General features: G+C 46.7%; 18 protein-coding genes. 9 read left to right on the top strand and 9 right to left on the bottom strand.

Going from position 1 to position 20,953, the window contains the following annotated elements; translation table 11 throughout:
- Positions 1 to 54: 54 nt before the first annotated feature.
- On the bottom strand, positions 55 to 312 hold the full coding sequence (locus tag IQ263_RS14410) for a helix-turn-helix transcriptional regulator (protein ID WP_194068030.1): 258 nt from the start codon (positions 310 to 312) through the stop codon (positions 55 to 57).
- 151 nt (positions 313 to 463) lie between these two features.
- On the opposite strand from IQ263_RS14410, the gene IQ263_RS14405 reads away from it, so the two are divergent.
- Positions 464 to 874: a hypothetical protein gene (locus tag IQ263_RS14405; protein WP_194068029.1), complete on the top strand. Its 411-nt coding sequence runs from the start codon at positions 464 to 466 to the stop codon at positions 872 to 874.
- A gap of 93 nt (positions 875 to 967) precedes the next feature.
- Here IQ263_RS14405 and IQ263_RS14400 read toward each other — a convergent pair whose 3' ends face one another.
- Complete coding sequence (locus IQ263_RS14400) at positions 968 to 2,758, bottom strand: glycosyltransferase family 39 protein (RefSeq protein ID WP_333194390.1); 1,791 nt, start codon at positions 2,756 to 2,758, stop codon at positions 968 to 970.
- 150 nt (positions 2,759 to 2,908) lie between these two features.
- Positions 2,909 to 4,123 carry a glycosyltransferase gene (locus tag IQ263_RS14395; RefSeq protein WP_194068028.1) on the bottom strand — a complete coding sequence of 405 codons (1,215 nt, stop codon included), beginning with the start codon at positions 4,121 to 4,123 and terminating at the stop codon, positions 2,909 to 2,911.
- A gap of 139 nt (positions 4,124 to 4,262) precedes the next feature.
- Here IQ263_RS14395 and cofH point away from each other — a divergent pair, with 139 nt between their 5' ends.
- The gene (cofH, locus tag IQ263_RS14390) at positions 4,263 to 5,408 is read left to right on the top strand and encodes a 7,8-didemethyl-8-hydroxy-5-deazariboflavin synthase subunit CofH (RefSeq protein ID WP_194068027.1); all 1,146 of its coding nucleotides are present in this window, start codon (positions 4,263 to 4,265) and stop codon (positions 5,406 to 5,408) included.
- A 44-nt stretch (positions 5,409 to 5,452) separates the two neighbouring features.
- Here cofH and IQ263_RS14385 read toward each other — a convergent pair whose 3' ends face one another.
- From IQ263_RS14385 to IQ263_RS14375, 3 genes are all read right to left on the bottom strand, one after another.
- On the bottom strand, positions 5,453 to 5,611 hold the full coding sequence (locus IQ263_RS14385) for a hypothetical protein (RefSeq protein ID WP_194068026.1): 159 nt from the start codon (positions 5,609 to 5,611) through the stop codon (positions 5,453 to 5,455).
- A gap of 114 nt (positions 5,612 to 5,725) precedes the next feature.
- Entirely contained in the window at positions 5,726 to 7,045 is a 1,320-nt protein-coding gene (locus IQ263_RS14380) for an alanine--tRNA ligase-related protein (protein WP_194068025.1), read from the bottom strand.
- 380 nt (positions 7,046 to 7,425) lie between these two features.
- Positions 7,426 to 8,664, bottom strand: coding sequence for an LL-diaminopimelate aminotransferase (locus IQ263_RS14375; RefSeq protein WP_194068024.1), 1,239 nt, complete (start codon positions 8,662 to 8,664; stop codon positions 7,426 to 7,428).
- 135 nt (positions 8,665 to 8,799) lie between these two features.
- On the opposite strand from IQ263_RS14375, the gene IQ263_RS14370 reads away from it, so the two are divergent.
- The 3 genes from IQ263_RS14370 (at position 8,800) to IQ263_RS14360 (ending at position 12,853) form a co-directional block, all read left to right on the top strand.
- Positions 8,800 to 9,891: a hypothetical protein gene (locus IQ263_RS14370; protein ID WP_194068048.1), complete on the top strand. Its 1,092-nt coding sequence runs from the start codon at positions 8,800 to 8,802 to the stop codon at positions 9,889 to 9,891.
- 387 nt (positions 9,892 to 10,278) lie between these two features.
- Positions 10,279 to 12,018 carry a DUF3352 domain-containing protein gene (locus tag IQ263_RS14365; RefSeq protein WP_194068023.1) on the top strand — a complete coding sequence of 580 codons (1,740 nt, stop codon included), beginning with the start codon at positions 10,279 to 10,281 and terminating at the stop codon, positions 12,016 to 12,018.
- A gap of 676 nt (positions 12,019 to 12,694) precedes the next feature.
- Entirely contained in the window at positions 12,695 to 12,853 is a 159-nt protein-coding gene (locus IQ263_RS14360) for a hypothetical protein (RefSeq protein WP_194068022.1), read from the top strand.
- Positions 12,854 to 12,949: 96 nt separating this feature from the next.
- Here the strand turns inward: IQ263_RS14360 and IQ263_RS14355 are convergent, their stop codons facing one another.
- The gene (locus IQ263_RS14355; protein ID WP_194068021.1) at positions 12,950 to 13,858 is read right to left on the bottom strand and encodes an Rpn family recombination-promoting nuclease/putative transposase; all 909 of its coding nucleotides are present in this window, start codon (positions 13,856 to 13,858) and stop codon (positions 12,950 to 12,952) included.
- Positions 13,859 to 14,657: 799 nt separating this feature from the next.
- Between IQ263_RS14355 and ccsB the strand changes: the two genes are divergently transcribed.
- The 3 genes from ccsB (at position 14,658) to tilS (ending at position 18,297) form a co-directional block, all read left to right on the top strand.
- Positions 14,658 to 15,716, top strand: coding sequence for a c-type cytochrome biogenesis protein CcsB (gene ccsB / locus IQ263_RS14350; protein WP_194068020.1), 1,059 nt, complete (start codon positions 14,658 to 14,660; stop codon positions 15,714 to 15,716).
- 424 nt (positions 15,717 to 16,140) lie between these two features.
- Positions 16,141 to 16,566 carry a KGK domain-containing protein gene (locus IQ263_RS14345; protein WP_194068019.1) on the top strand — a complete coding sequence of 142 codons (426 nt, stop codon included), beginning with the start codon at positions 16,141 to 16,143 and terminating at the stop codon, positions 16,564 to 16,566.
- Positions 16,567 to 17,211: 645 nt separating this feature from the next.
- Positions 17,212 to 18,297 carry a tRNA lysidine(34) synthetase TilS gene (gene tilS, locus IQ263_RS14340; RefSeq protein WP_194068018.1) on the top strand — a complete coding sequence of 362 codons (1,086 nt, stop codon included), beginning with the start codon at positions 17,212 to 17,214 and terminating at the stop codon, positions 18,295 to 18,297.
- Here tilS and hmpF read toward each other — a convergent pair.
- Positions 18,294 to 20,039, bottom strand: coding sequence for a pilus motility taxis protein HmpF (gene hmpF, locus IQ263_RS14335; RefSeq protein ID WP_194068017.1), 1,746 nt, complete (start codon positions 20,037 to 20,039; stop codon positions 18,294 to 18,296). The genes tilS and hmpF overlap by 4 nt on opposite strands.
- A gap of 80 nt (positions 20,040 to 20,119) precedes the next feature.
- Here hmpF and IQ263_RS14330 point away from each other — a divergent pair, with 80 nt between their 5' ends.
- Positions 20,120 to 20,266, top strand: coding sequence for a hypothetical protein (locus IQ263_RS14330; protein ID WP_194068016.1), 147 nt, complete (start codon positions 20,120 to 20,122; stop codon positions 20,264 to 20,266).
- Between the two features lie 51 nt (positions 20,267 to 20,317).
- On the opposite strand, the gene IQ263_RS14325 is transcribed toward IQ263_RS14330, so the two are convergent.
- Positions 20,318 to 20,539 (bottom strand): hypothetical protein, encoded by a 222-nt coding sequence (locus IQ263_RS14325; RefSeq protein WP_194068015.1) that lies wholly within the window; start codon positions 20,537 to 20,539, stop codon positions 20,318 to 20,320.
- Positions 20,540 to 20,953 lie beyond the last annotated feature (414 nt).

The raw sequence follows: 20,953 nt of genomic DNA, 5'->3' as shown, positions 1-20,953 counted from the left end.
AGAGGAAGAAAGAAGGAGTCAAAAGAAGTCTTTTTACAAATATGAGATGCTCCCCTATGACTCCTCCTCATCTACCCACCGACTGAGATAATCCGGCAACTCATCAAAAGATACCCCCACCAAACGGCAAAAATCCCTCATTTGCCGAACAGTCATCGTCGGTTCGTCTCCCTTTTCCCATCGTCGCACCGACGAACCCGATACGCCCATCAGTACAGCCAACTCTTCTTGGCTGAGGTTAGCATCCTCCCGCAGTCTCCGAAAAGGCAACTCATTTTCTGGTTGCCGTTGACGTTGCCTTTTTTTTACCATATAATTATAAAATCTTAATTTGAGCGCTTAAATTAAGCGGTTATCTTGATTTTGATAGGCACAACCATAGCCAAAACAGACTGCACTAACAATAAAAGATGCAAGTCTGTCAGATTCCTATGGGCAAACATACCCAATTTACAATACAACCATGAACACCCCAGAAACTCCGAATGCTTGGACTATTTACCGACTGCTGCCCAACTTTCAGCGCTTACCCGTCGCGCAATTTCGCAGCCGCAGCGAAGCAGAATCATCTCTGACAGTCATCCGGCAACTGCTGCCCAATACCGAATTAATACTTGCTTTCGAGGTTGGGCAAGACAATCTAACTGCCGAACTCATGCAGCCTCCTGCTAAGCAGCCAAACTTGCAAACTTCAGTTAACCGAGAACTCTTGAAACTTTTCATGATCAGTTCTCGTCCTGTTGTTTCCCGCGTCATTCATTCTTTTCACCGCGATAATTTTGCCTGCGCTACTGACTGGAGCCCGCTTGTTCCAACTCAAAATCCCGGTGAAGTGATGAGCGTCTTAATTAAATATTTTGCCGCTGATGCTTAGCGGGCGATCGGTTCGTAGTGTGGCATTTAGTCCGCTCTTTGTTGCGAACTGAAGTCCACACTAGGAACCTTAATATTGCGATCGCCCGCCCGTTCAAAAACAGTGATAAACTTGATATTCATACCCGTCTACTGCCGGAAACTCGCGCGATTCAAGCTGACATTTTTGTGATGCTAAGTTGACAGGTGTGCGAAAATTTACTAACCACAAATCTAGCGGACGTTCTAATTGACTGAGTGTTTTGTCAAGTGTCCCTGCCGCTATTTCCGGCCCATCCCTTCTCTGATTAGCCAAAAGAAACAGCGGAGAATCAAAGGCTTTAACTTCTTCTTTATTCCTAACATCCGTTACATCCGCTACAAAATCCGTTGCCGAACTTCTTTCCCATTCCCATCCAATCCCCATCAACTCTCCTATTTCTACATGAGTCTTTTGAGTAGTGGCAATTAAAACGGGAACTTTCGACGAAACTTCGCGGATAATCGGAATTAAAAGGTCTGGTTTGTAATATTTGCGATAGCCGAGATTGGAATTTACTGTGATACCGCTGACAAAACTCATTGCTAAAATTAGCATGACTGCTCTTTTGCCAGAAATTTCTACGGCAGGTAAATTAAACCATCGACTTTTTACTGTAGGTGTGTTAAAAATAACTGCTAAGGTTGCTCCTAACAATAATATAGCGCCGGGAAAGTAGACGAAATTGTATCGAGGGCCGCGAGTTAGGTCAATTCCAAGAATGTATGCAAAGCTGAAAAATAGGAAAATTGCTCCTAGCACAAATCCGCCGAAAATCACAGTACCTAAACGATTATTTAGCGTTTTTAAGGAGTTTTTCTGAGCGACAAATAGGATGGGAAGCGCCCACAGCAAAAATATTGTCATGCCGATCGCAGATCCAGCCACTACTGCCAAATTTGGCGATTCCACCGGCAGCAGCGACACGACAGTAATCCATCCCGCGCAAGCTTGGAAAATCGGCGCGATCAAATCTAAAAATGTGCGATCGCCACTGACAAGCCAATTCGTGAGTTCGCTACCGTATTTATTTGACAAAAATATCGGCAACCAAACTAAACCGCCAGCTAAAGTCCCCAGCGCTACTGCGAAAAGCCGCCACAGAATTTGAAATTGCCAAATATTCGGCTGCTGACTGTCTGAAAGCGCCAATTTTCCATAAAACTGTTGCCAGATTACAGCAATTAAGGCTATGGCTTCGGCACACAAAGTCAGCACGAAAAAGTAGTGAGAAGCAATTCCCAAACAGTTAACAACTATCCAAAGCAGCACCGCCCAAATAGGCAGCGGAGCGCGCTGTTGCAGTTTTTTGGCAGCTAAGGTCAAGCAAAAAAGAGAGGCAATAACTAATAAGATTCCCAATGTATAATGGCGGGCTTCTTGAGCGAGATAAATGCCGTAGGGAGAAACTGCCATCATTGCGGCCGCACATTGACCAACTAAACGAGAATTGAATGCAAATTTGCCTAAAAGGTAGATGGCTGGAACTGAAATTACGCCCAATAATGCCGGCAGCGATCGCCCAATCCACACTAAACTATCCTCAGTCGGCCCAAACAACTGCATCCACCAGTGGGCTAGCATAAAATATACTGGCGGATGGTTGCTTTCTAGCAGCAAATGGTTTAGGACATCTCCAATGCCAGCATCGGGACGAAATTGCAACGGTTGTAGTAGAGTGGGAAGGTCGATCGCGCGATCGATCGGCACACCGCGAAAACTGTTCCCCAAACTAAACACTAGAGTCGAAAACTCGTCCGTCCACAGCGGTTTCGAGTCCAAATTGGCAAAGCGCAGCATTAGGGCGATCGCCATCCACAGCAATATTAGCAACAGTTGTTTATTTTTAATCATCAATTCAGTCATTCAAAGCCCTAGGGAAGAAGAGTCATTAGTCCTTAGTCATTAGTCATTAGTCATTAGTCATTAGTGCGAGCACCTCAATAACTCGCTTTCCGTCCAACGTCATTTTATCAATTACGAATCGCCAATTATCAATTCCCCATTACCCAGTTTCTAATCAACTTCCGTAACCCGCCAGCTCAGCTTCATATTAATCCAGAAATTCCACAGAGTCACGACTGCGATCGCAATTAAAGTCGCCAAATATTCATTCATCCCCAAAATATTAAACATCACATTAACCAGCAGCACATTCAAAATCAAACCCATCAAGCAAATTGTATTAAACTTTAACAGCCGTTTCAAGCGCTGCTTCATTCCCGGCTGTCGCTTAGAAATATCCCCAAAAGTCCACAAATCATTCCAAAAAAAGTTACTGATAATTGCTAATTCAGCAGCAAGAATCAGACTGCGAGTCAGCTCCAAATTTAATATCTCACGCAGCACGTACAAAACCGCCATATTCACAAACACGCCACTGAAACCAACCACGCCAAACCGCAGAAACTTACCCATCGGCCAGCGGGCAAACCGCAATATGAGCAAATGCCGCAAATACTCAATATACTGTTTCCCAGTAACTTTGCTCTCGCCTTCTTTCCGCTCCTGAAACACGTAACCAACTTCTCCAATCCAGCGGATATCCCCCCTTCCAAGCACTTCAATCAAAATTTTGTAACCGGCAGGATTCATGGTTTTCTCGGCAATGCAACTGCGGCGCACCATAAAATAGCCGCTCATCGGATCGGAAACTCGGCCCACCACTCCCGGTAGTACGATCAATCCGACTATTTGAGCTCCCCGCGACAACAATCGCCTGACAACGCTCCAGTCGCTCACCCCGCCCTCGTCAACGTGGCGGCTCGCAGCGGCCAAATCGGCTCCCCGCTGAATTTCTGCTAAAAGCTGCAATAGTGTCTCCGGCGGATGCTGCAAGTCGGCATCGATCACCCCCAAAACCTCGCCCCTAGAGGCTTGCCACCCGCGAATTACGGCGGTAGAAAGTCCCCGCTCGTCTGAGCGGCGCATCACGCGCAATTGCGGATATTCTGGTGTCAGGGACAGGGCAACTTCCCAGGTGCGATCGGGGCTGTCGTCATCGACTACAATTAACTCGTAGTTGCCGGGAATCATGCCATCAAGCAATTGGCTCAATTGTTCCACAATACTCTTGACATTCTTGCACTCGTTATAGGTGGGAATGACGAGGGAAAAATAAATGGGCGCTGTATTTGCGTCTGTAAAAGTTGAAGCGAAAGTCGGTACAGCAGGAATTTGCAAAAGTCCAGAAGGCACTGGTAACAGATGATTTGTTTGGTTGATGCCCATAAATTAAGTTTCACAAATTAAAAGATGCTTTTGTAAAAGTTGAGATTTTAGCAGAGCGTTCCTCTACGATCGATTTGTTAAGATATAAAAACGCCTTAATTCTAGGCAGTAATTCTGTAACTGAGCCAAAAATAAAACTGTGGATGCAATTCTAGATCGAGCTTTACAAGGTTATAACATTTCTACCGCCGAAGCCTTGATACTTTTGCAGCAAAGAGATCCAGAGGATCTCGCCCAAATTCAAGCAACCGCTGACTTGCTGCGCCGCCGACAATCAGGGGATACTGTCACCTATGTTATAAATCGCAATATTAATTTTACCAACATTTGCGAGCAGCATTGCAGTTTTTGTGCGTTCCGCCGCGACGACGGAGATGAAGGCGCTTTTTGGTTAGATGCAGCCCAAATTCAGGAAAAGGCAACTGATGCAGTGCAGCGGGGTGCGACGGAAATTTGTATGCAGGGCGGCTTAAATCTTCAAGCTAAACAGGGCGGCGCATCTTTGCCTTATTATCTGCAATTGGTAAAAACTATTAAGGATAAGTTTCCGCAGTTGCACTTGCACGCTTTTTCGCCCCAAGAAATAGAATTTATTGCCCGACAAGATAATCTGAGTTTCAGCTATGTAATTTCAGCTTTGCAAGATGCGGGAGTTGGTTCGATGCCGGGTACTGCGGCGGAAGTTCTCGACGATGCGGTGCGGAGGATAATTTGCCCGGAAAAACTAGATTCTGCAACTTGGTTAGAAATTGTGGGAACTGCTCACCGTCTGGGTTTGCCGACAACTAGCACGATGCTTTGCGGGCATATTGAGACGACCTCTCAGCAGGTTTTGCATTTGGAAAAAGTGCGATCGCTCCAACAAACTGCAATTAACAACAACTATGGGGCGCGCATCACAGAATTCATTTTACTGCCCTTTGTCGGACAGGATGCACCGGCTCCTTTGCGGAGTCGAGTCGGCCGCGACCAACCGATTTTAGCAGATACATTGTTGCTCACCGCTGTATCTAGAATCTTTTTGGGAAATTTGATTTCCAATCATCAGCCAAGCTGGGTAAAACTGGGTTTAGATGGAGCTACAGAAGCGCTGAAATGGGGCTGCAACGATATCGGCGGCACTTTGATGGAAGAGCACATTACTACAATGGCTGGTGCAGTTGGCGGCAGTTGTCAGTCTGTGGAAGATTTGCAGAATGCGATTCGTTCTTTGGGGCGGGATTATCAGCAAAGAGATACAATTTATCGACCTTTGGGGGTTGACAATTTTGCAGTAAGTGTGTGATTTTTTGGATGGGAAGTGCGAAGTGCGTAACGTCTCCTACGAGTTTAGCCGTTAGCGAAGCCCGCCCCTACGGGGGCTACGCCAACGGAGAGGATCGCACTTTCAAATTCTTCTAGCGCTTGCAAATTTCCAACCTGCCAAGCACGTTCCACTGTAGCCGGAATCAGTTGGGCGATCGCGATTTCTGGAAAATTCGGACTCATTTAGATTTTAGATTGGGGGATTTTAGATTGGGGGATTGAGGGATTGAGGGATTGAGGGATTGAGGGAGCTATCGATAGATACCCGATCTTTATAATAACTGCTATAAACTACTATCAATCTATCTCCGGTCCCAACATCAGATTGTACCCATCCCAATCAATAGTTAAGCTATTTTTCTGGGCCCATTTTTCAATGTCTTGTCTGTAGCAATGGTAGGTGCGGAAAAGTTTATCTAACAAGTAACCGCTAACAATCCCTTTTTTTCGTTCGTCCTCCAACATACTCCAACAGTAAGACTCTTGCGGTTTCAGATAAGCAACAATCTCCTTCTGCCACTGTCGCAGGTGAGGATAAAAAACTTCTCCACAAGTTACAATCTTGTCAATTAACAACTCAACAAAAGGCTCCTCAATTCCTAATATTTGGGAGTACAATACCCCACGCATTAACCACATTTGAATTAGTTGATGAATAAACTGCGGCCAGTGATGCGGTGGTTTGACAATATAATCGGCAGTCAAATGAACGGCAGGACGAATTTGGTCGGCTATTAGTTTGAGAGAAACTTTAGTTAAATTGTCAGCGCGATCGTACTCCACACCCGCAACTTTAGCCGTCCTTAGAATCATGGGCAATATCAAATCGGTTTGATAAAAGCTAGATCCTCCTTGCAAAATCGCCGCCAACCGTTCTAAGTTCATCCCACAAGCCATATAATTTGTCTTGAGAGGAGTCCTTGTATTTCCATATTGCGGTGATTCTGAGTCCATAGATACCAGATGGTAAAAACTCAAAAATCGCAAATCTTCTTCTGGTAGAATGTGACCGATAGAATCTTCGCGATCGTACTCTTCTTTACTTTTAGATCGAAATTCGATATCTTCTTGCGACGCAGCTAATTCATAGCCTCTTTCAGGATAACAATCGTAATGGATGCGAGTAGAAATCCCACAATGACCGGAAGGCTTGGGATGCCACGAATTCCAGCGGCTGATAATAATTTGTTGTTCGGGTATGCCGATTTTGTCGCGCCAGATAGCCAGAGTTTCAGTATCGCGTGCATCTACACTCACCACCAATCGCGATCGCGGAATTTGATAAATTTCCGTGCAAAGTTCCCAAGCCCAAATTAATGCTTGTTGTTTGGAGTAATCGCCCCAGTGAGTTAACATCTCGAAAAAGGTAGGATGGCGCTCGGTGAGTACCCGGACATTCGGAGAAATATGTTTTTGTAAAATCGCACTGTGATTTTCGGGCGAGTATTTCTCTCCGAGGGAAATAGGGTGGAATGGTAACGTCCACAAATTAGTTCGCGATATTGAATTTAAATAGGGAATTTTGACAACAAAAGGTTCAGTCGGGAGGATTTGATGAGATCTAGCTGCATAAAATTCAAGAAACTGTTGACGAATTTGGTTGCTATTCAGGTGCATATTTTTGTTCCCAATCATGGATACAATTAAAACATAAAGTTGCTCTTCCGGCTCGACAGCATGGGCGGTCAGAAACCGGGTTTTTTCGAGAATATTGGGTTACAGAAAGCAAAAACTGCAAAAACCCGGTTTCTTTGGTTGTGGTATCGTGTCCAGTAGATTGACGGATCTCGCGATTGGTTCAACGAACCGTTTTTATTATCGTAATCGATCGCGCATGATATGATGTATGAGATAAGACGGCGGTTGAAACCCTTACCTCAAATCAAAAATCCTCTTGCATAAAACTAATGAGTTCTTCAGTCCTCATAGCGAGGACTTTAGCTATCAGCCAGGGAATGAATTCCCTGGCGGCTTTTCGGTTTAAGCAGAACAGGATATTAAACCTTAAACTCTTCCCCAATCCGTCTCATCGCTTCCTCCACATTCTCCCGACTGTTAAACGCCGAAATGCGGAAATAACCCTCACCCGCCGCGCCGAAACCAGAACCCGGTGTCCCCACCACATTTACAGTTTGCAGCAACTTATCAAAAAACTCCCAACTCGTCAAACCGTGAGGCGTTTTCACCCACACGTAAGGCGCATTTTCGCCACCGTAAACCTCGATTCCGGCCGCTGTCAATTTCTCGCGGATAATTGCAGCATTTTCCATGTAAAAATTGACTAATGCCTGAATTTGTGCTTTTCCAGCCTCCGAATAAACCGCCTCTGCACCGCGCTGGACAATGTAAGAAACGCCGTTAAACTTAGTAGATTGGCGGCGATTCCATAACTTCCAAATTTCGACATCGGAACCGTCTGCGGCTTTTCCTGTTAAATTCTTCGGTACTACTGTAAAGGCGCAGCGAGTACCGGTGAAACCAGCATTTTTGGAGAACGAACGAAATTCGATCGCACAATCGCGCGCACCTTCTATTTCGTAGATAGAATGCGGTAAACTCGGATCGGTAATATACGCTTCGTAGGCCGCATCGAAGAAAATAATCGAACCGTTAGCTTTAGCATAATTTACCCAAGCTTGCAAGTGTTCCTTCGTTGCAGTTGCGCCCGTCGGATTGTTGGGGAAACACAGGTAAATTAAATCGACTTTTTTGTCGGTGGGAATTTGGGCAGTAAAATTGTTTTCTGCGGTAATTGGCAGGTAAACAAAGCCTTCGTACTCGCCTTTGTCGTTCGCATCTCCCGTGTGTCCGGCCATCACGTTTGTGTCTACATACACCGGATACACTGGGTCTGTAACTGCGATCGTATTATCGCTGCCGAAAATATCCAAAATGTTGCCGCAGTCGCACTTAGAACCGTCAGAAATAAAGATTTCCGAAGCATCAATTTCGCATCCCCGCGACTTAAAATCGTGCTCGGCAATTTTCTCGCGCAGCCATTCATAACCTTGTTCCGGGCCGTATCCTTTGAAGGTATCCCGCGAACCCATGTCTGCTACCGCCGCCACCATCGCCTCGCGACAAGCAGCCGGTAGCGGTTCAGTCACGTCGCCAATCCCCAGCCGGATGATGGGCGCTTGGGGATTCGCATCTGCAAAGGCTTTGACTCTGCGCCCAATTTCGGGAAACAGGTAGCCGGCTTTGAGTTTGAGGTAGTTGTCGTTGATAGTTGCCATAGTTCGATCGCTAGTTTGTCGTAAAATAGCTTACTGCTAATTGGCAGTTGAGTGTTGACTGTTGGCTGTTGGCAGATTGACAAAAAAATCAACCACCTTGTATAATTAGATATAGTGTGCAGTGCAGAAGCAATTATGGACGACATCGAGTACGCCAAACTCTATCAAGAACTGGCGGCAATTCTAAATGAGTTTAAATTGGATTGGGTAGTTCAACAAGTAGCGGATACTGTAGAGATAGGTAAAGTAATTCAAGAGCGATCGCTCAAAAGAAAGACACCTCTGCTCAAGATAGAAGATTATACCGCAAAAGAACAACTTTTGCTGTTAATTGATGCTGTCGGACAAGCGACGGTGAACACTTCCGAAATGGAAGACGAAATAGCTTATTTCTTGAAAGTAGAATCGGAAACTTCTCCCCTCGGCACAAAAATAATTTTTGCCAATTCAGGTGCAGAAACAGCCCAAACAATCGAGTTCACCTCCAACGTGACAGCCCCTCGCCACAAACAGGCGATCGCCCTCAAGCAATTACTCGAAAAACTGCCCTCTGAGCCTAGCAACTACGCCCTCAATTCCGACATTAAAAGCAAATTAAAAAGCTCCATCGACCCCGATTTCAACGGAGCAGCAGAACAAGCAAGAATTTTTGACGCTTACTTATTCACCATCCTGCTAAAAGCAGTGGCTAATGAAGGCGGCAATATTTATTACAACAATGTTTTAGACGACGAAACACCGAAATATTTAACCTTTAGAAAAACAGCCGGAACAATCCACGGCACCGCACATCCATACACTCATGCTGTGGTGGAATTTCCCGACAAACCAGCCCTAGAAATTCACCTCGGAGTAAAGGTCCAAGGTAGAGCCGGAGTTCTGCACAACTGCAACGTTTTAATTTTGTACCAAAAAGAAGCGAATATCTGTCGCTTGCTCAACCGCGAACCCCGACACTCGCAAGTAATTTTAGCGGTCAAAACTGAACACTACACCTCGGAACTTCAACTAGAAACGGCCGGTGCTTTTATCGGATTAGCGTCAGATATTCGTTACGAAGGCGGCAGCTATTTCATTTCTAACAGTTACTCCCAGCCCGTAGCAAAACTACTAACAACTGCGCGCAAAAAATGGGAGCTCAACATTTTTCCGAGGGCGACAAACGATGTCCACCGGTTGATGTACTCGTTTCAAACGATTTTTAAAGACTTTAAGGCGAGAAACTGATTCAATTAATCTGTTGCGCCATTTATATTTGACTTTTCGGAGGCTGTCGGAGCAAAGGCTTACAAAAAGTTTATTATTTACTAGCAGGGAATTTCAAGGTCGATCGGCTTAACTAAAGCAGGAGTTGCGCTCTCAAACCGAGTTTTTTAGAAAAATCCTCGGTTCTTCGCTAGATATTTAGGCAGAAATCCGGTTTGTGCCCTCGGCGCGCGTAAGTTTTGTAAAGTCTTCTTTTCTCGGAGATTTTGCGACTTCACGCTTTACTGCTTCTATTGCTATTCTTGCTTCTTCCGACTTCCGTTTCTGTTTTTCCTTCTTGTTTCAACATTTGCTACATTAGGCAAGGAAATCATCTATCATGTTCCGAGCACCCAAACCTTACGAATAATGTTTAAGAAAGATAAATCTTCCCTGCTGTTTGCGATCGGAGCCGCTACACTTCTGATCGGTTTAGGCTTTCTCGCGTACTACCTCGTCATTTCTCGCGGGTCCGCCAAAGATTTACCGGCGGGAGCAACGGTTGTCCCGCAAGATGCGATGATGGCTCTATCGATCACTACGGATGAATCGCAGTGGAATAAACTGCGAGAGTTTGGTACGCCCGAGTCAAAAGCTTCGTTTGAAAGGTTTTTAAGCGAATTGCGCGATCGCCTCCTGACAACCAACGGTTACGCCTACGCGCAAGACATTCAACCGTGGGTAGGTAACACAGCAATGGTAGCGTTTCTGCGAAACAAAACAGCAATACCAGTCCCCCCACGGACACCCAACTCGCCCCCGCCTCAGCCAATGCAGCAGTCAGTCGCAATTATCTTGCCAATTGCTAACCCGATTAAAGCCAAAGAATTATTAGCAAAACCCAGATCCCTCAACCAAGGAAAAATGGTTGAGCGCAATTATAAAGGCGTGCAAGTTACAGAAACTCAAGGTATACCCGATCGCAGTTTTTCAGTTGCGGTACTCGGCACAAACTATCTAGCAGTCACCACAGATCCCACGGCTACAGACAGAATAATTGACACCTACAAAGGCGAACCATCCCTCGCCAAAACCCCCGGCTATGCAGACGCCATCCAACAAATAAAAGATCCAGCAGCCTTCGGTCAACTCTACGTCAATATGCCCGTTGCAGCAGCCTTTACAGCAGCCAACTCAGCCCGCGAAATTTCGCCAGAAAACCTGGAAAAACTGCAACAAAATCAGGGATTTGCCACCACAGCGACACTAGATTCAGAAGGCATTGGATTCAAATCCATCTCTTGGCTCAAACCAGATTCCACGAGAAAGATAGTGGTAGAAAACAACGCTTTAAAAATGGTTGACCGCCTCCCAAGCAATACAATCATGATGGTATCGGGCGGCAACTTGCAGCGTTTGTGGCAAGACTATGTATTGGGAGCGGATGCTAACCCGCTGTCCCCAATTAATCCCCAAATTTTGCGTACAGGTTTAAAATCCACTACCGGCTTGGATTTAGATAAAGATTTGCTCGACTGGATGGGGGGAGAATTTTCTCTGTCATTAATACCTGCCAGCGCGCCAAATCCCAAAGACAAATATGCTGCTGGATTTGTATTTATGGTGGAAACAAACAACCGCGGCGCAGCTAACAAATCCCTGAAACAGCTTGATGAAACGATGAAAATGAAAGGGTTTAGAGTTGAGGATATTAAAGTCGGCGGTCAACCTGCGACTAAATGGACATCGCAGTTTGGAGGGATTGCGGTAACTCGCGGCTGGATGAATAATGTTGCGTTTATCGCAGTAGGAGCTCCCGTGGTTGAGGCGATCGTTCCTGCGCCGAAAAGTCCGCTTTTAAGCAGCGAAATTTTTCAGAAAACTGTACGATCGCAACTTAAGCCCAACAACGGCAATTTTTTCATCGACACCGAGGCTGCGTTTAACCCGAAAAACCTAGCTTTACCGGAGTTTCCTCCCACCCAAAAAATGTGGATAGATGCCACGCGGTCGATCGGCGTTACAGCGGCCGTCATTAGCGATCGTACCACCCGCTACGACGCTTTTGTCAGACTCAAAAAATCCGACCAATCCACTCCTTCTCCAAAGCCCTCGCCGAATCCTAGTGCACCGAGTCCTTCGCCCACCGTCCAAACTTCTCCCAATTAACTCTTAAATCATTGAACAAATCCGCCATGAAAACTCTTTATATCCTGTCGGTTCGATTGTCATAACAAACAAAGTTTGTAGTGTCAATTTTCTGCTGGCGGAAAGCGGACTTAAGTCCGCACTACGAATCTGGTTTATAGTGTCCATTTTCTGCTGGCGGAAAGCAGAGTTAAGTCCGCACTACGAACCTGCTTGCGCGTGCAGTTCGTCGTGCGGATATGATATTAAACAGCAACGGCGGGAGGCAAGATCGTTGATTATTTTTATAACTTAATTAGGACTTGTGCAGCGGTTGTCATAAACCGGGTTTAATGGACTAAAATCCTCCGCTGCAGTCCCCAGTCATGCAAAGAAACCGGGTTTCTTGGCGGGCGATTGCGTGCTGGACTGTTAATGTTAGGTCATTGTACAGGCTATTTTGGTAGTGCTTTTATGTAAAGGATGGAGAAAATTGAGGGGGGTTGAATCTTCAGCATTGCTAATCGGATTTGGTGATTGTAGTCATGAATAAAATTCCAAGGGGGGATTTCTCCTAAAAGAATTACGCCATTGATTTAGACGGGAGCATCTCATATTTGTAAAAAGACTTCTTTTGACTCCTTCTTTCTTCCTCTTTCCTCCTGTCTCCTGTCTCCTGCCTCCTACCTCCAATTTCTAGCTTGGCTGCAAAAGTGAGATGCTCCCATTTAGACTAGCCATACAGAAAAATTTAACATCAGTCTGTGGGTACGATCGCCCAAAACATCTTCCATCATCAATCCGCTTCAAATCCGCCGGAATCATCCCCGATCGCACCCTTAACATCCTCCCAGCAACGGCGGATGCACTTTCATAGGCCCCAGAACCCAGGAAGCAGAGGGGGAGTGCGTTTGATGTGTTTGTGCGCGCAAAGGGCGCGATCGCCCCCTCAAGTGTAATCCCTCACATCGCCTCAGTCTTCCTGCGGCAAATTTTCCAGCCAAATCTCTAAATCTGCGATCGACTGAAAATCTAACAATTCCTCTGCTAGAGTTTCAATTTGCTCGATCGACAAATCAGCAATTCTAGAGGTAATAGATTCCGGCAAAGTTCCAACTCGCCGATTTAACAGACGGCGATTTAACAGACGTAAAATCAAGGCTCTTCCTTCTTGTTCGCGGCCTTGTTCAATGCCTTGTTCGCGGCCTTGTTCAATGCCTTGTTCAATGCCTTCTTCCTTAGCTTCCCGATAAAACCGAGTTTCCTCAAGCGTAATCCCTAACATCGCCTCTGCCTCCCTTCGGTTCAAATTTGTAAACTTGTAGACCAGTATTGTCGTCAGCATCTCTATTATGGCGCGACTCGCCGCTTCCGATTCCTCCCGCTGCGATCGCGCCAGCAACAATCGCGCAGCTTCCGGCGTACTCGCTTCGTCGATAGTCGTCAACGCCATCAGCGCCACTCCCAGCGGCAACTGTTCGATCGCACCCAACTCATCCAAATATACCCGATGTACCTGATTGCTGCAGGTGAGCGATCGATAGGGATGCGTTTCGGATTGTTCAGTCGATCGACTCGGATAAATTACCACCGCTTCCCAATCAGTAAATCGCTGGCGGTTGCGATAAAAATACAAAAACGACTCACCAAACAATCTCTCATAAAGCAATTCATCCCGCTGAAACTGCACCTCACAGAAATATACAACTCCCGGTGCAGCATCCGGCGGCAAAAACACCCCATCAATTTCAAACTTCGGTTCCTTCACCGCCACCGAATCAAATCGATATTGTTCCGCATTTGATGGTGACTCTTCCAATAGCTCAAACAACAGCGTCGGAGCTTCTTGAAATAACTTATAAAAAATTGAATCTCGACGCATTAACTCAACATCTCCTATCGTGTGCGATCGATTGACCGATCTCGGATTGGTTCGTAGTGCCTATGCAAGTCCGCTCCGGGATTGCGTATGCAAGTCCGCACTACGAACTATTTTTGTTATACTAATCGACTGCACATGATATCATCTAGCCTGTGCAACTTATCCAACCATCAGTCGATTTTAGATTTTAGATTTTCAATTTTAGAATTGACTTTTCTAGATGAATCACCGGAGCTTAAGCTTTTGTCTAAAATTTGGGGAGTATCCACGACTTGATTCGGGGGATTCCGTTTTTTTGCTGGTTGCAAAAACAGCAAGTGGGTAATCTGCTAAATCAATTTTAAACGATTCGAGATAGCCCAATATCAAAAAATATCCTATATTTTCAGTCCTAGACGCACTCCCGACAAAGAAACCGGGTTTTTTACTTAATCTCTGGGTGAAAACGAAGCATTTTCCTGAAAAAACCCTGTTTCTGCCCCCTCTACGTCCAGGAATAAATTTGTTAGCGGGCGATCTAATTTCGCCCCTCAGCATTCGGTGTTTCCTTACTTTCAACTCGTCCAACCTCAAGCCGTCAGCCAGAATCAACCAGCGCGACTTGACGGGGTGACACTCGTCTGGTGGGTCAAGAGTAGCTTATTTGATGCGTCCGCCCGATCGCCCCCAGGCACCTCAACCACCCCCAAAAACTCATAATTGCCACAAAAATTCAAAATCTCAAACCCAAAACTCCCGAACCCCAGTACGATCGATCTAGTTAGCAAAAATAAGTAAAAACACTACCGGAGTAAATAATATGGATCTGGTCGTACTTCAGAACTGGCTGGACAACATCTCCTTCGCCATCCTGTTCGCAACAATGCTCATCTACTGGGTAGGCGCAGCCTTCCCCAACATTCCCTACCTGGCCGCCCTAGGCACCGCAGGAATGGCCGTCGCCAACCTCTCCATCGCCGCCTTACTCGGTTCTAGGTGGATAGAAGCCGGCTACTTCCCGCTCAGCAACCTCTACGAATCCCTATTTTTCCTAGTTTGGGGCATCACCGCCATCCATCTAGTCGCCGAAAACATGAGCCGTTCCCGCCTAGTAGGAGTAGCGACAACCCCCGTAGCAATGGCAATAACCGCCTTTGCCGCCCTGACTCTCCCCGACACCATGCAATCGGCAGAGCCCCTAGTACCAGCCCTCAAATCCAACTGGCTGATGATGCACGTTAGCGTCATGATGCTCAGTTACGCCACCTTAATGGTAGGAGCATTGCTGGCGATCGCATTTTTAATCGTCACCCGCGGCCAAAAAATCGAACTCACCGGCAGTTCCTTCGGCACCAACAGCAACCGCAACGGCAACTACCGCCTCCAACGCCCGCAAAACCCCCAACCCCCAGCCGACGACGACAGCCGACAACCTGTTGGCGAACCCGCTTTCAACAGCAATAACGGTTACAGCACCACCGCAGTGCTAGAACTAGCAACCGTTCAAACCGCATCAACCGCCCCAACTCAAACCGCAGAACTTCTCTCGCCCCAGCGCTTGAATCTAGCAGAAACCCTTGATAACATTAGCTATCGCATCATCGGTTTAGGATTCCCCTTGCTGACAGTTGGAATTATCGCCGGTGCCGTTTGGGCCAACGAAGCTTGGGGATCGTACTGGAGTTGGGACCCGAAAGAAACTTGGGCGCTAATTACTTGGTTAGTATTTGCAGCCTACCTGCACGCCCGCATCACTCGCGGCTGGCAGGGAAGACGCCCAGCAATTTTAGCCGCCACAGGTTTTGTAGTAGTTTGGATTTGCTATTTAGGCGTTAATCTGCTAGGCAAAGGTTTACATTCCTACGGTTGGTTTTTCTAATTTCCCAGCCACCAATCAGCCACAGAAAAACAGCATAAATCCAAGCGTAGGGATTAATAGCATCTCCGGTTCTCAGGTGGCAACGCCCAATATTAGTGTCAAACTCAGCCTAAAATCCTCTGTATCTCTCGTTTGCATCCGAGTCTGACTCTTTCTAAATTCCCCTTTAAAAGGGGACTTCCATCGCTTCCACCCCCCCTCTTCTTAAGGGGGAGTAGGGGGCAAGAATTTGGGGGGCTCGGAGCCCGATCGTAAAACAGCAGACCGGTACTGCGTTTGAGGTAAACTTGACATCAATGCAATGCCAGCTTATAAAAGCATCGAGAATCAAAAACTTTCTTCCCTTTTCCTTCTTTTTACCCGCTCGCGTAGCCGAAGGGTTCTCTTCCCTTTTCCGTCTTCCTTCATTAACAGGACAATTGATATGGACGAATCACAAATATTTCTCAAAGAAGACGATGTTTTGTCTGCTCCTGCCAGCGCTTTAATGTATCAGTGTACATTCAAAGTTAGCGAATTTATGACCATTATGCAGTCAAAATTGCTAGAACAACACTTGTTTTCAGACGGCATGGATTGCGAAGTTTTAAGTGCCGGAAAAAACTGGACAAAAGGCAAACTTAGGATGCGTCTGGAGTTTTACCCGATAGAATCTGAGGTAACAGAACAAAAAGCCCTTCCAGCCTCCCCAGAAACATCAGACACCGCGCAGACCTACGACCAAAATAGCTCATTCCCAACTGATACTAATGATGAACCAACTGTAGCCGATTCAACACAAATAAGTGACAATTATCCTTTGTCTGGGTATCCAGACAGCAACCCTCAAAGTAGAGGAATGTGGAGCTAAAAAGCAGAAATTTAGAGAATGGGAAAGTGGCAATTGTGAGTGAAAAAAAGGGAAATTGCCCTATTACCAATTCCCAATCCCTCCGCTTCGCTCCGCCCAATTCCCAATTCCCTCAACACCCATTTGTTAGGAGCATCTCATATTTTTGCAAAAAGCTTTTTTTTCGCTTTGCAAGCTGTCGCGATATAGCACGGGCTTAGTGTCGGCGATGAGCGAGTTTTGTCTAACCGCTCTTCGTGGACAGCACTACCATAGCTTGCAGGCTAGACTGCGAGTACGCTGAACTTCCTTCTTCCTTCTTCCATTTCTCTTCGGACATTGGACATTGGACGGAAAGCTCGGGGAGGACAGCACCAATGACTAATGACTGTTGACTGTTGACTAATGACTGTTGACTGTTGACTGTTGACTATTGACTGTTGACTATTGACTGTTGACTGTTGACTGTTATTTGTTAGTTGTTATTGGGAATTGAGAAGTGGAAATTGGGAATTCGTAGCAAGTAACCAATAACCAATAACCAATAACCAATAACCAATAACCAATAACCAATAACCAATAACCAATGACTAATGACTAATGACTAATGACTAATGCCCTGCGCGGGCCAATGCCCAATGACTTACTGCATGAAAAACTGCTCTCATGGCTCAATCTTCCAATTGGACGCACCTCCACGCTCAACTGCACCGGACGCTGCTGCTGCGACAAATATTGCCCTCAAATCAGCGATTGTTGGTAGCAGTATCCGGCGGCCAAGATTCTCTGTGTTCGCTCAAATTACTGGTGGATTTGCAGCCAAAATGGGGTTGGGATTTAGCGATCGCCCACTGCGATCACCGCTGGCGTTCTGATTCTCAATTAAATGCAAGTCATGTAGAAAATTTAGCGAAAAATTGGGGCATATCCTATTATTTGCAAACCGCCTTGTTAGTCCCCAAAACCGAAGCGGCCGCAAGACAGTGGCGGTATCAAGCTTTAACCGAAATTGCGATCGCCCACAACTACCCCTACATTGTCACAGGCCACACAGCCAGCGATCGCGCCGAAACACTCCTCTACAACCTGATTCGCGGTAGCGGTGCCGACGGACTTTCTGCCCTCACCTGGACGCGCCCCCTGTGCGATTTTCGATCGCCGATTTTAGATTTTGGATTGGAGAATTCCGAGGAAAATCCCAACTCCCAAATATCGGCCGATTTTAGATTGGTTCGTCCCTTGCTCGAAATCACCCGATCGCAAACCGGTCAATTTTGTCAAGAGCAAAAACTACCAATTTGGGAAGATTCCACAAATCAAGACTTAAAATATGCCCGCAACCGCATTCGATCGGAATTATTGCCTTATTTAGAAACTCATTTCAATCCAAAAGCCCAACAGGCGATCGCCCAAACAGCCGAACTCCTCCGCGCCGACGTCGAATATCTCGAACTTGCAGCCAGCGACTTGCTACAGCGAGCAATCTGTCCCATTGCAGACAGCGAGCAGGTGAAATTTCAACTGCCCGTCAACTTAAATCGCCCGATTTTGCGAGAAGCACCCCTAGCGTTGCAGCGACGGGCTATGCGACAGCTACTGCAACAAATATTACCCTCAGCGCCCAGCTTTGAGAGCGTAGAAAAACTCACCAGCTTAATCGCAGCGCCCAACCGATCGCAAACCGATCCATTTCCAGGAGGAGCGATCGCCCGAGTTGAAAAACCTTGGATAATTTTAGATCTTAAATTTTAAGCAGTCATCAAGCCCGAAAAAACTTGTCGCAGATCCGAAACTACCCGATCTTGCTCCTCCCCAGTCTGCTGCACGCGATCGAGTTCCGCCCCCGCCGCTTCCAGCTTCAGGCGCAGCCCGCTCAAATTGTCCTGCACCGGTTGCAACATTTCTTGATAAACATTCACCCGGCCCCAGAGTTCCGCCACAGCAGCTTTTTGGTTGAACAAATTCTGCTCTAACTGCTTGAGTTCGTAACGTTTCGACTCACTTTCTACATTTTGGATGTTGACATTTTCCTCAATTTGAGATATGAGTTCCCGCACCTGCTTAATTTCATTTTCCAGCCTTTGCAGTTCTTGGCTTTGCTGCTGGCGCACAGAATTGAGCTTTGCAACCATCGGCTCCCAATCAATATCAGCAGGATCTTGTTTTGGAGCATTAGCAGTACCCAATCTTCGCCACAGCACCCCCTGATGCTGCTTCAAAACATCCTCCCGTTCCTGCAAGCGGAGCCGCTGTCCCACCAGAGTTTCGTTCAACATCTGATAACTTTCGAGCTCATCGGCCATTTCATTTTCCAAAGCCATGCGATCGTACTCCGAAGCCGCTTGAATTTTCCCTTGCAGCTCCTCAATAGTCTCCCGTTGGAGAGTCAACTCCTCCTCTTGATCGTTAACAAAGCGGAACACCTTTTCCAAATCCTCTTGCAAGTGTTGCACCAGCCCCTGCAACTCATCAACCGGCATCTGCTCCAGAGCAGACACATCTACTGCCTGCTCCATACCCCCAGCACCCGCAGCAGATGCGAACCGAGAAAATTGCTCGTACATATCCTCAACAGCCCGCACCTGCAAATACATCGACTCAACCTGATCCTGCTTAGCGCTGAGCGTACTTTGATGCCCCTTAAGATCCGCCCGAGCTTGTCCCAAAACATCTTGAGATTGATACCACTCCAGCCAGCGGCTTTGCAGGCTTTGAAGCTGTCGTTCGACCTCTTCCTGCTGCTGCTGAGCATTGGCCCGTTTTTGCTCCAACTGCTGCCAGTGCAAATCCAAAATTGCTTGCTGAGCCCCCACAACACCAAAAGACTGATTCAATTGTTCCCGAACCCCTTGAGCGGCAGAAATTGCACCTCCCAGCTTGTTCATCAACTCCTGAATCCTCAGTGCCTGCTGCTCGTCGATCGCAGCCCCCTGCGGAATCTGAGACTGCTGCTGAGCCACCTGCTGCTGTTCGCCCCGTAACTGTTCCCAAGCCGTCTCAATTTCCACCCGGCTGCGATCGACCTCATCCCGCAATCGGTTAGCCTCATCGCGAGTATTTTCAATTTCCGAGCGCTGAGCCTCCAGCCGCTCCAACTCCTCCTCCATTTGAGCCAACTGCTCTTCGCGGGCTTGCATTTCCATTTCCCGGCGATTGAGCTCCTGACTCGAAAACGTCAGAGAAGCCTTCCACTGTTCAATTTCCTCTTCCTTATCCTTAAACTTGTCCTGCAAGCGCGAGAAATTTTGCAGAATGCTCACCAACTGGCGGGCAGCCTCCTGAATCCGCTGTACTTGCTTGTTAGCGCTCAACTCAACCAGCACCAGCGTGCCGTCGTTAAACTTATTAGCTTCCTCAACTGGAATCGCATCATCCCCCGGTACGGCACTCCAATTGTGTTCGCCCCGCTGACAAGCTAGCAGTTTCAGTTCAGCCTTACCGCCACCGAGACCAAAGCCGCTTCTCTGTTTTTGTACTTCTGCTAGATACAGCACACTAATAGTCCTCTGCTTCCTAAAACCTATCCAAACATACTTTAAGCTACTTAAAGACCGAAAATACTAAGTAGTCTTTGGTGTCGTTTTCCCAATCCGGGGATAGCATCCTTTCCCCGATCGCGCACAGCAATCACCCACAACACTCCCCCAACGGAGAGCGTCTCGAAAACCTTGCCACCGCCCGCTTTCTGGAAGAATGGCAGAGCAGTCTCAATGCCACTTGATTCAAGACTAGCAAAACCGCAGCGACTCTCACAGCCCAAAGCCGAAAAAAGTCAGTCGATTTTAGATTTTAGATTTTTCCGCTTGCTGCGGCTTACTTCGGCTTCGCTGGACACAAGTCCCAGGGCACGAGTCGCCGTACAAGTTTTCGATACTTCGGCTTCGCTGTACAAGTTTTCGATTTTCGATTTTCGATTTACTTGCAGGAGATGAATCACCCTAGCAGGAACGTTCTTTTCAAAATTGGCGATCGCCGCGATCGGAGTAGGCGGCACGCCACCCGTTTTTGGTCGGGGTCAGTCAAAAACTGTCTAGTTGAAGTAATGGGTGCATCAGCAAGTCGATTCGTAGAAGCAATAATCGAGCGTGGCTTTAGCCCGATCGAGTGTCCATGTTTGACCGCACATAATTTTACCAAAAAATTGGGTCTAAAGCCCCGTCCTTATAGGACGGCTTTAATTACCAGAAGTGTGAAGACTTGTTAAATATACAGACTTATAAGTAAAAGTTTTAGCAAAAGTGATAAACTATTCCAATGATAGTTTTAGAGTTTAAGTTGAAGGGCAAAGCAGAGCAATATCGAATCATCGACGACATGATTCGGACGGCTCAATTTGTCAGAAACAAAACTCTTAGACATTGGATAGACAACCAAGGAATTAAGTTAGTAGACCTGTACAAACAATGCG

Source organism: Tychonema sp. LEGE 06208 (assembly GCF_015207505.1).
Taxonomy (GTDB): domain Bacteria; phylum Cyanobacteriota; class Cyanobacteriia; order Cyanobacteriales; family Microcoleaceae; genus Microcoleus.
The sequence above is the reverse complement of the archived record's forward strand: the minus strand, read 5'-3'. Positions and strand labels throughout refer to the sequence as shown.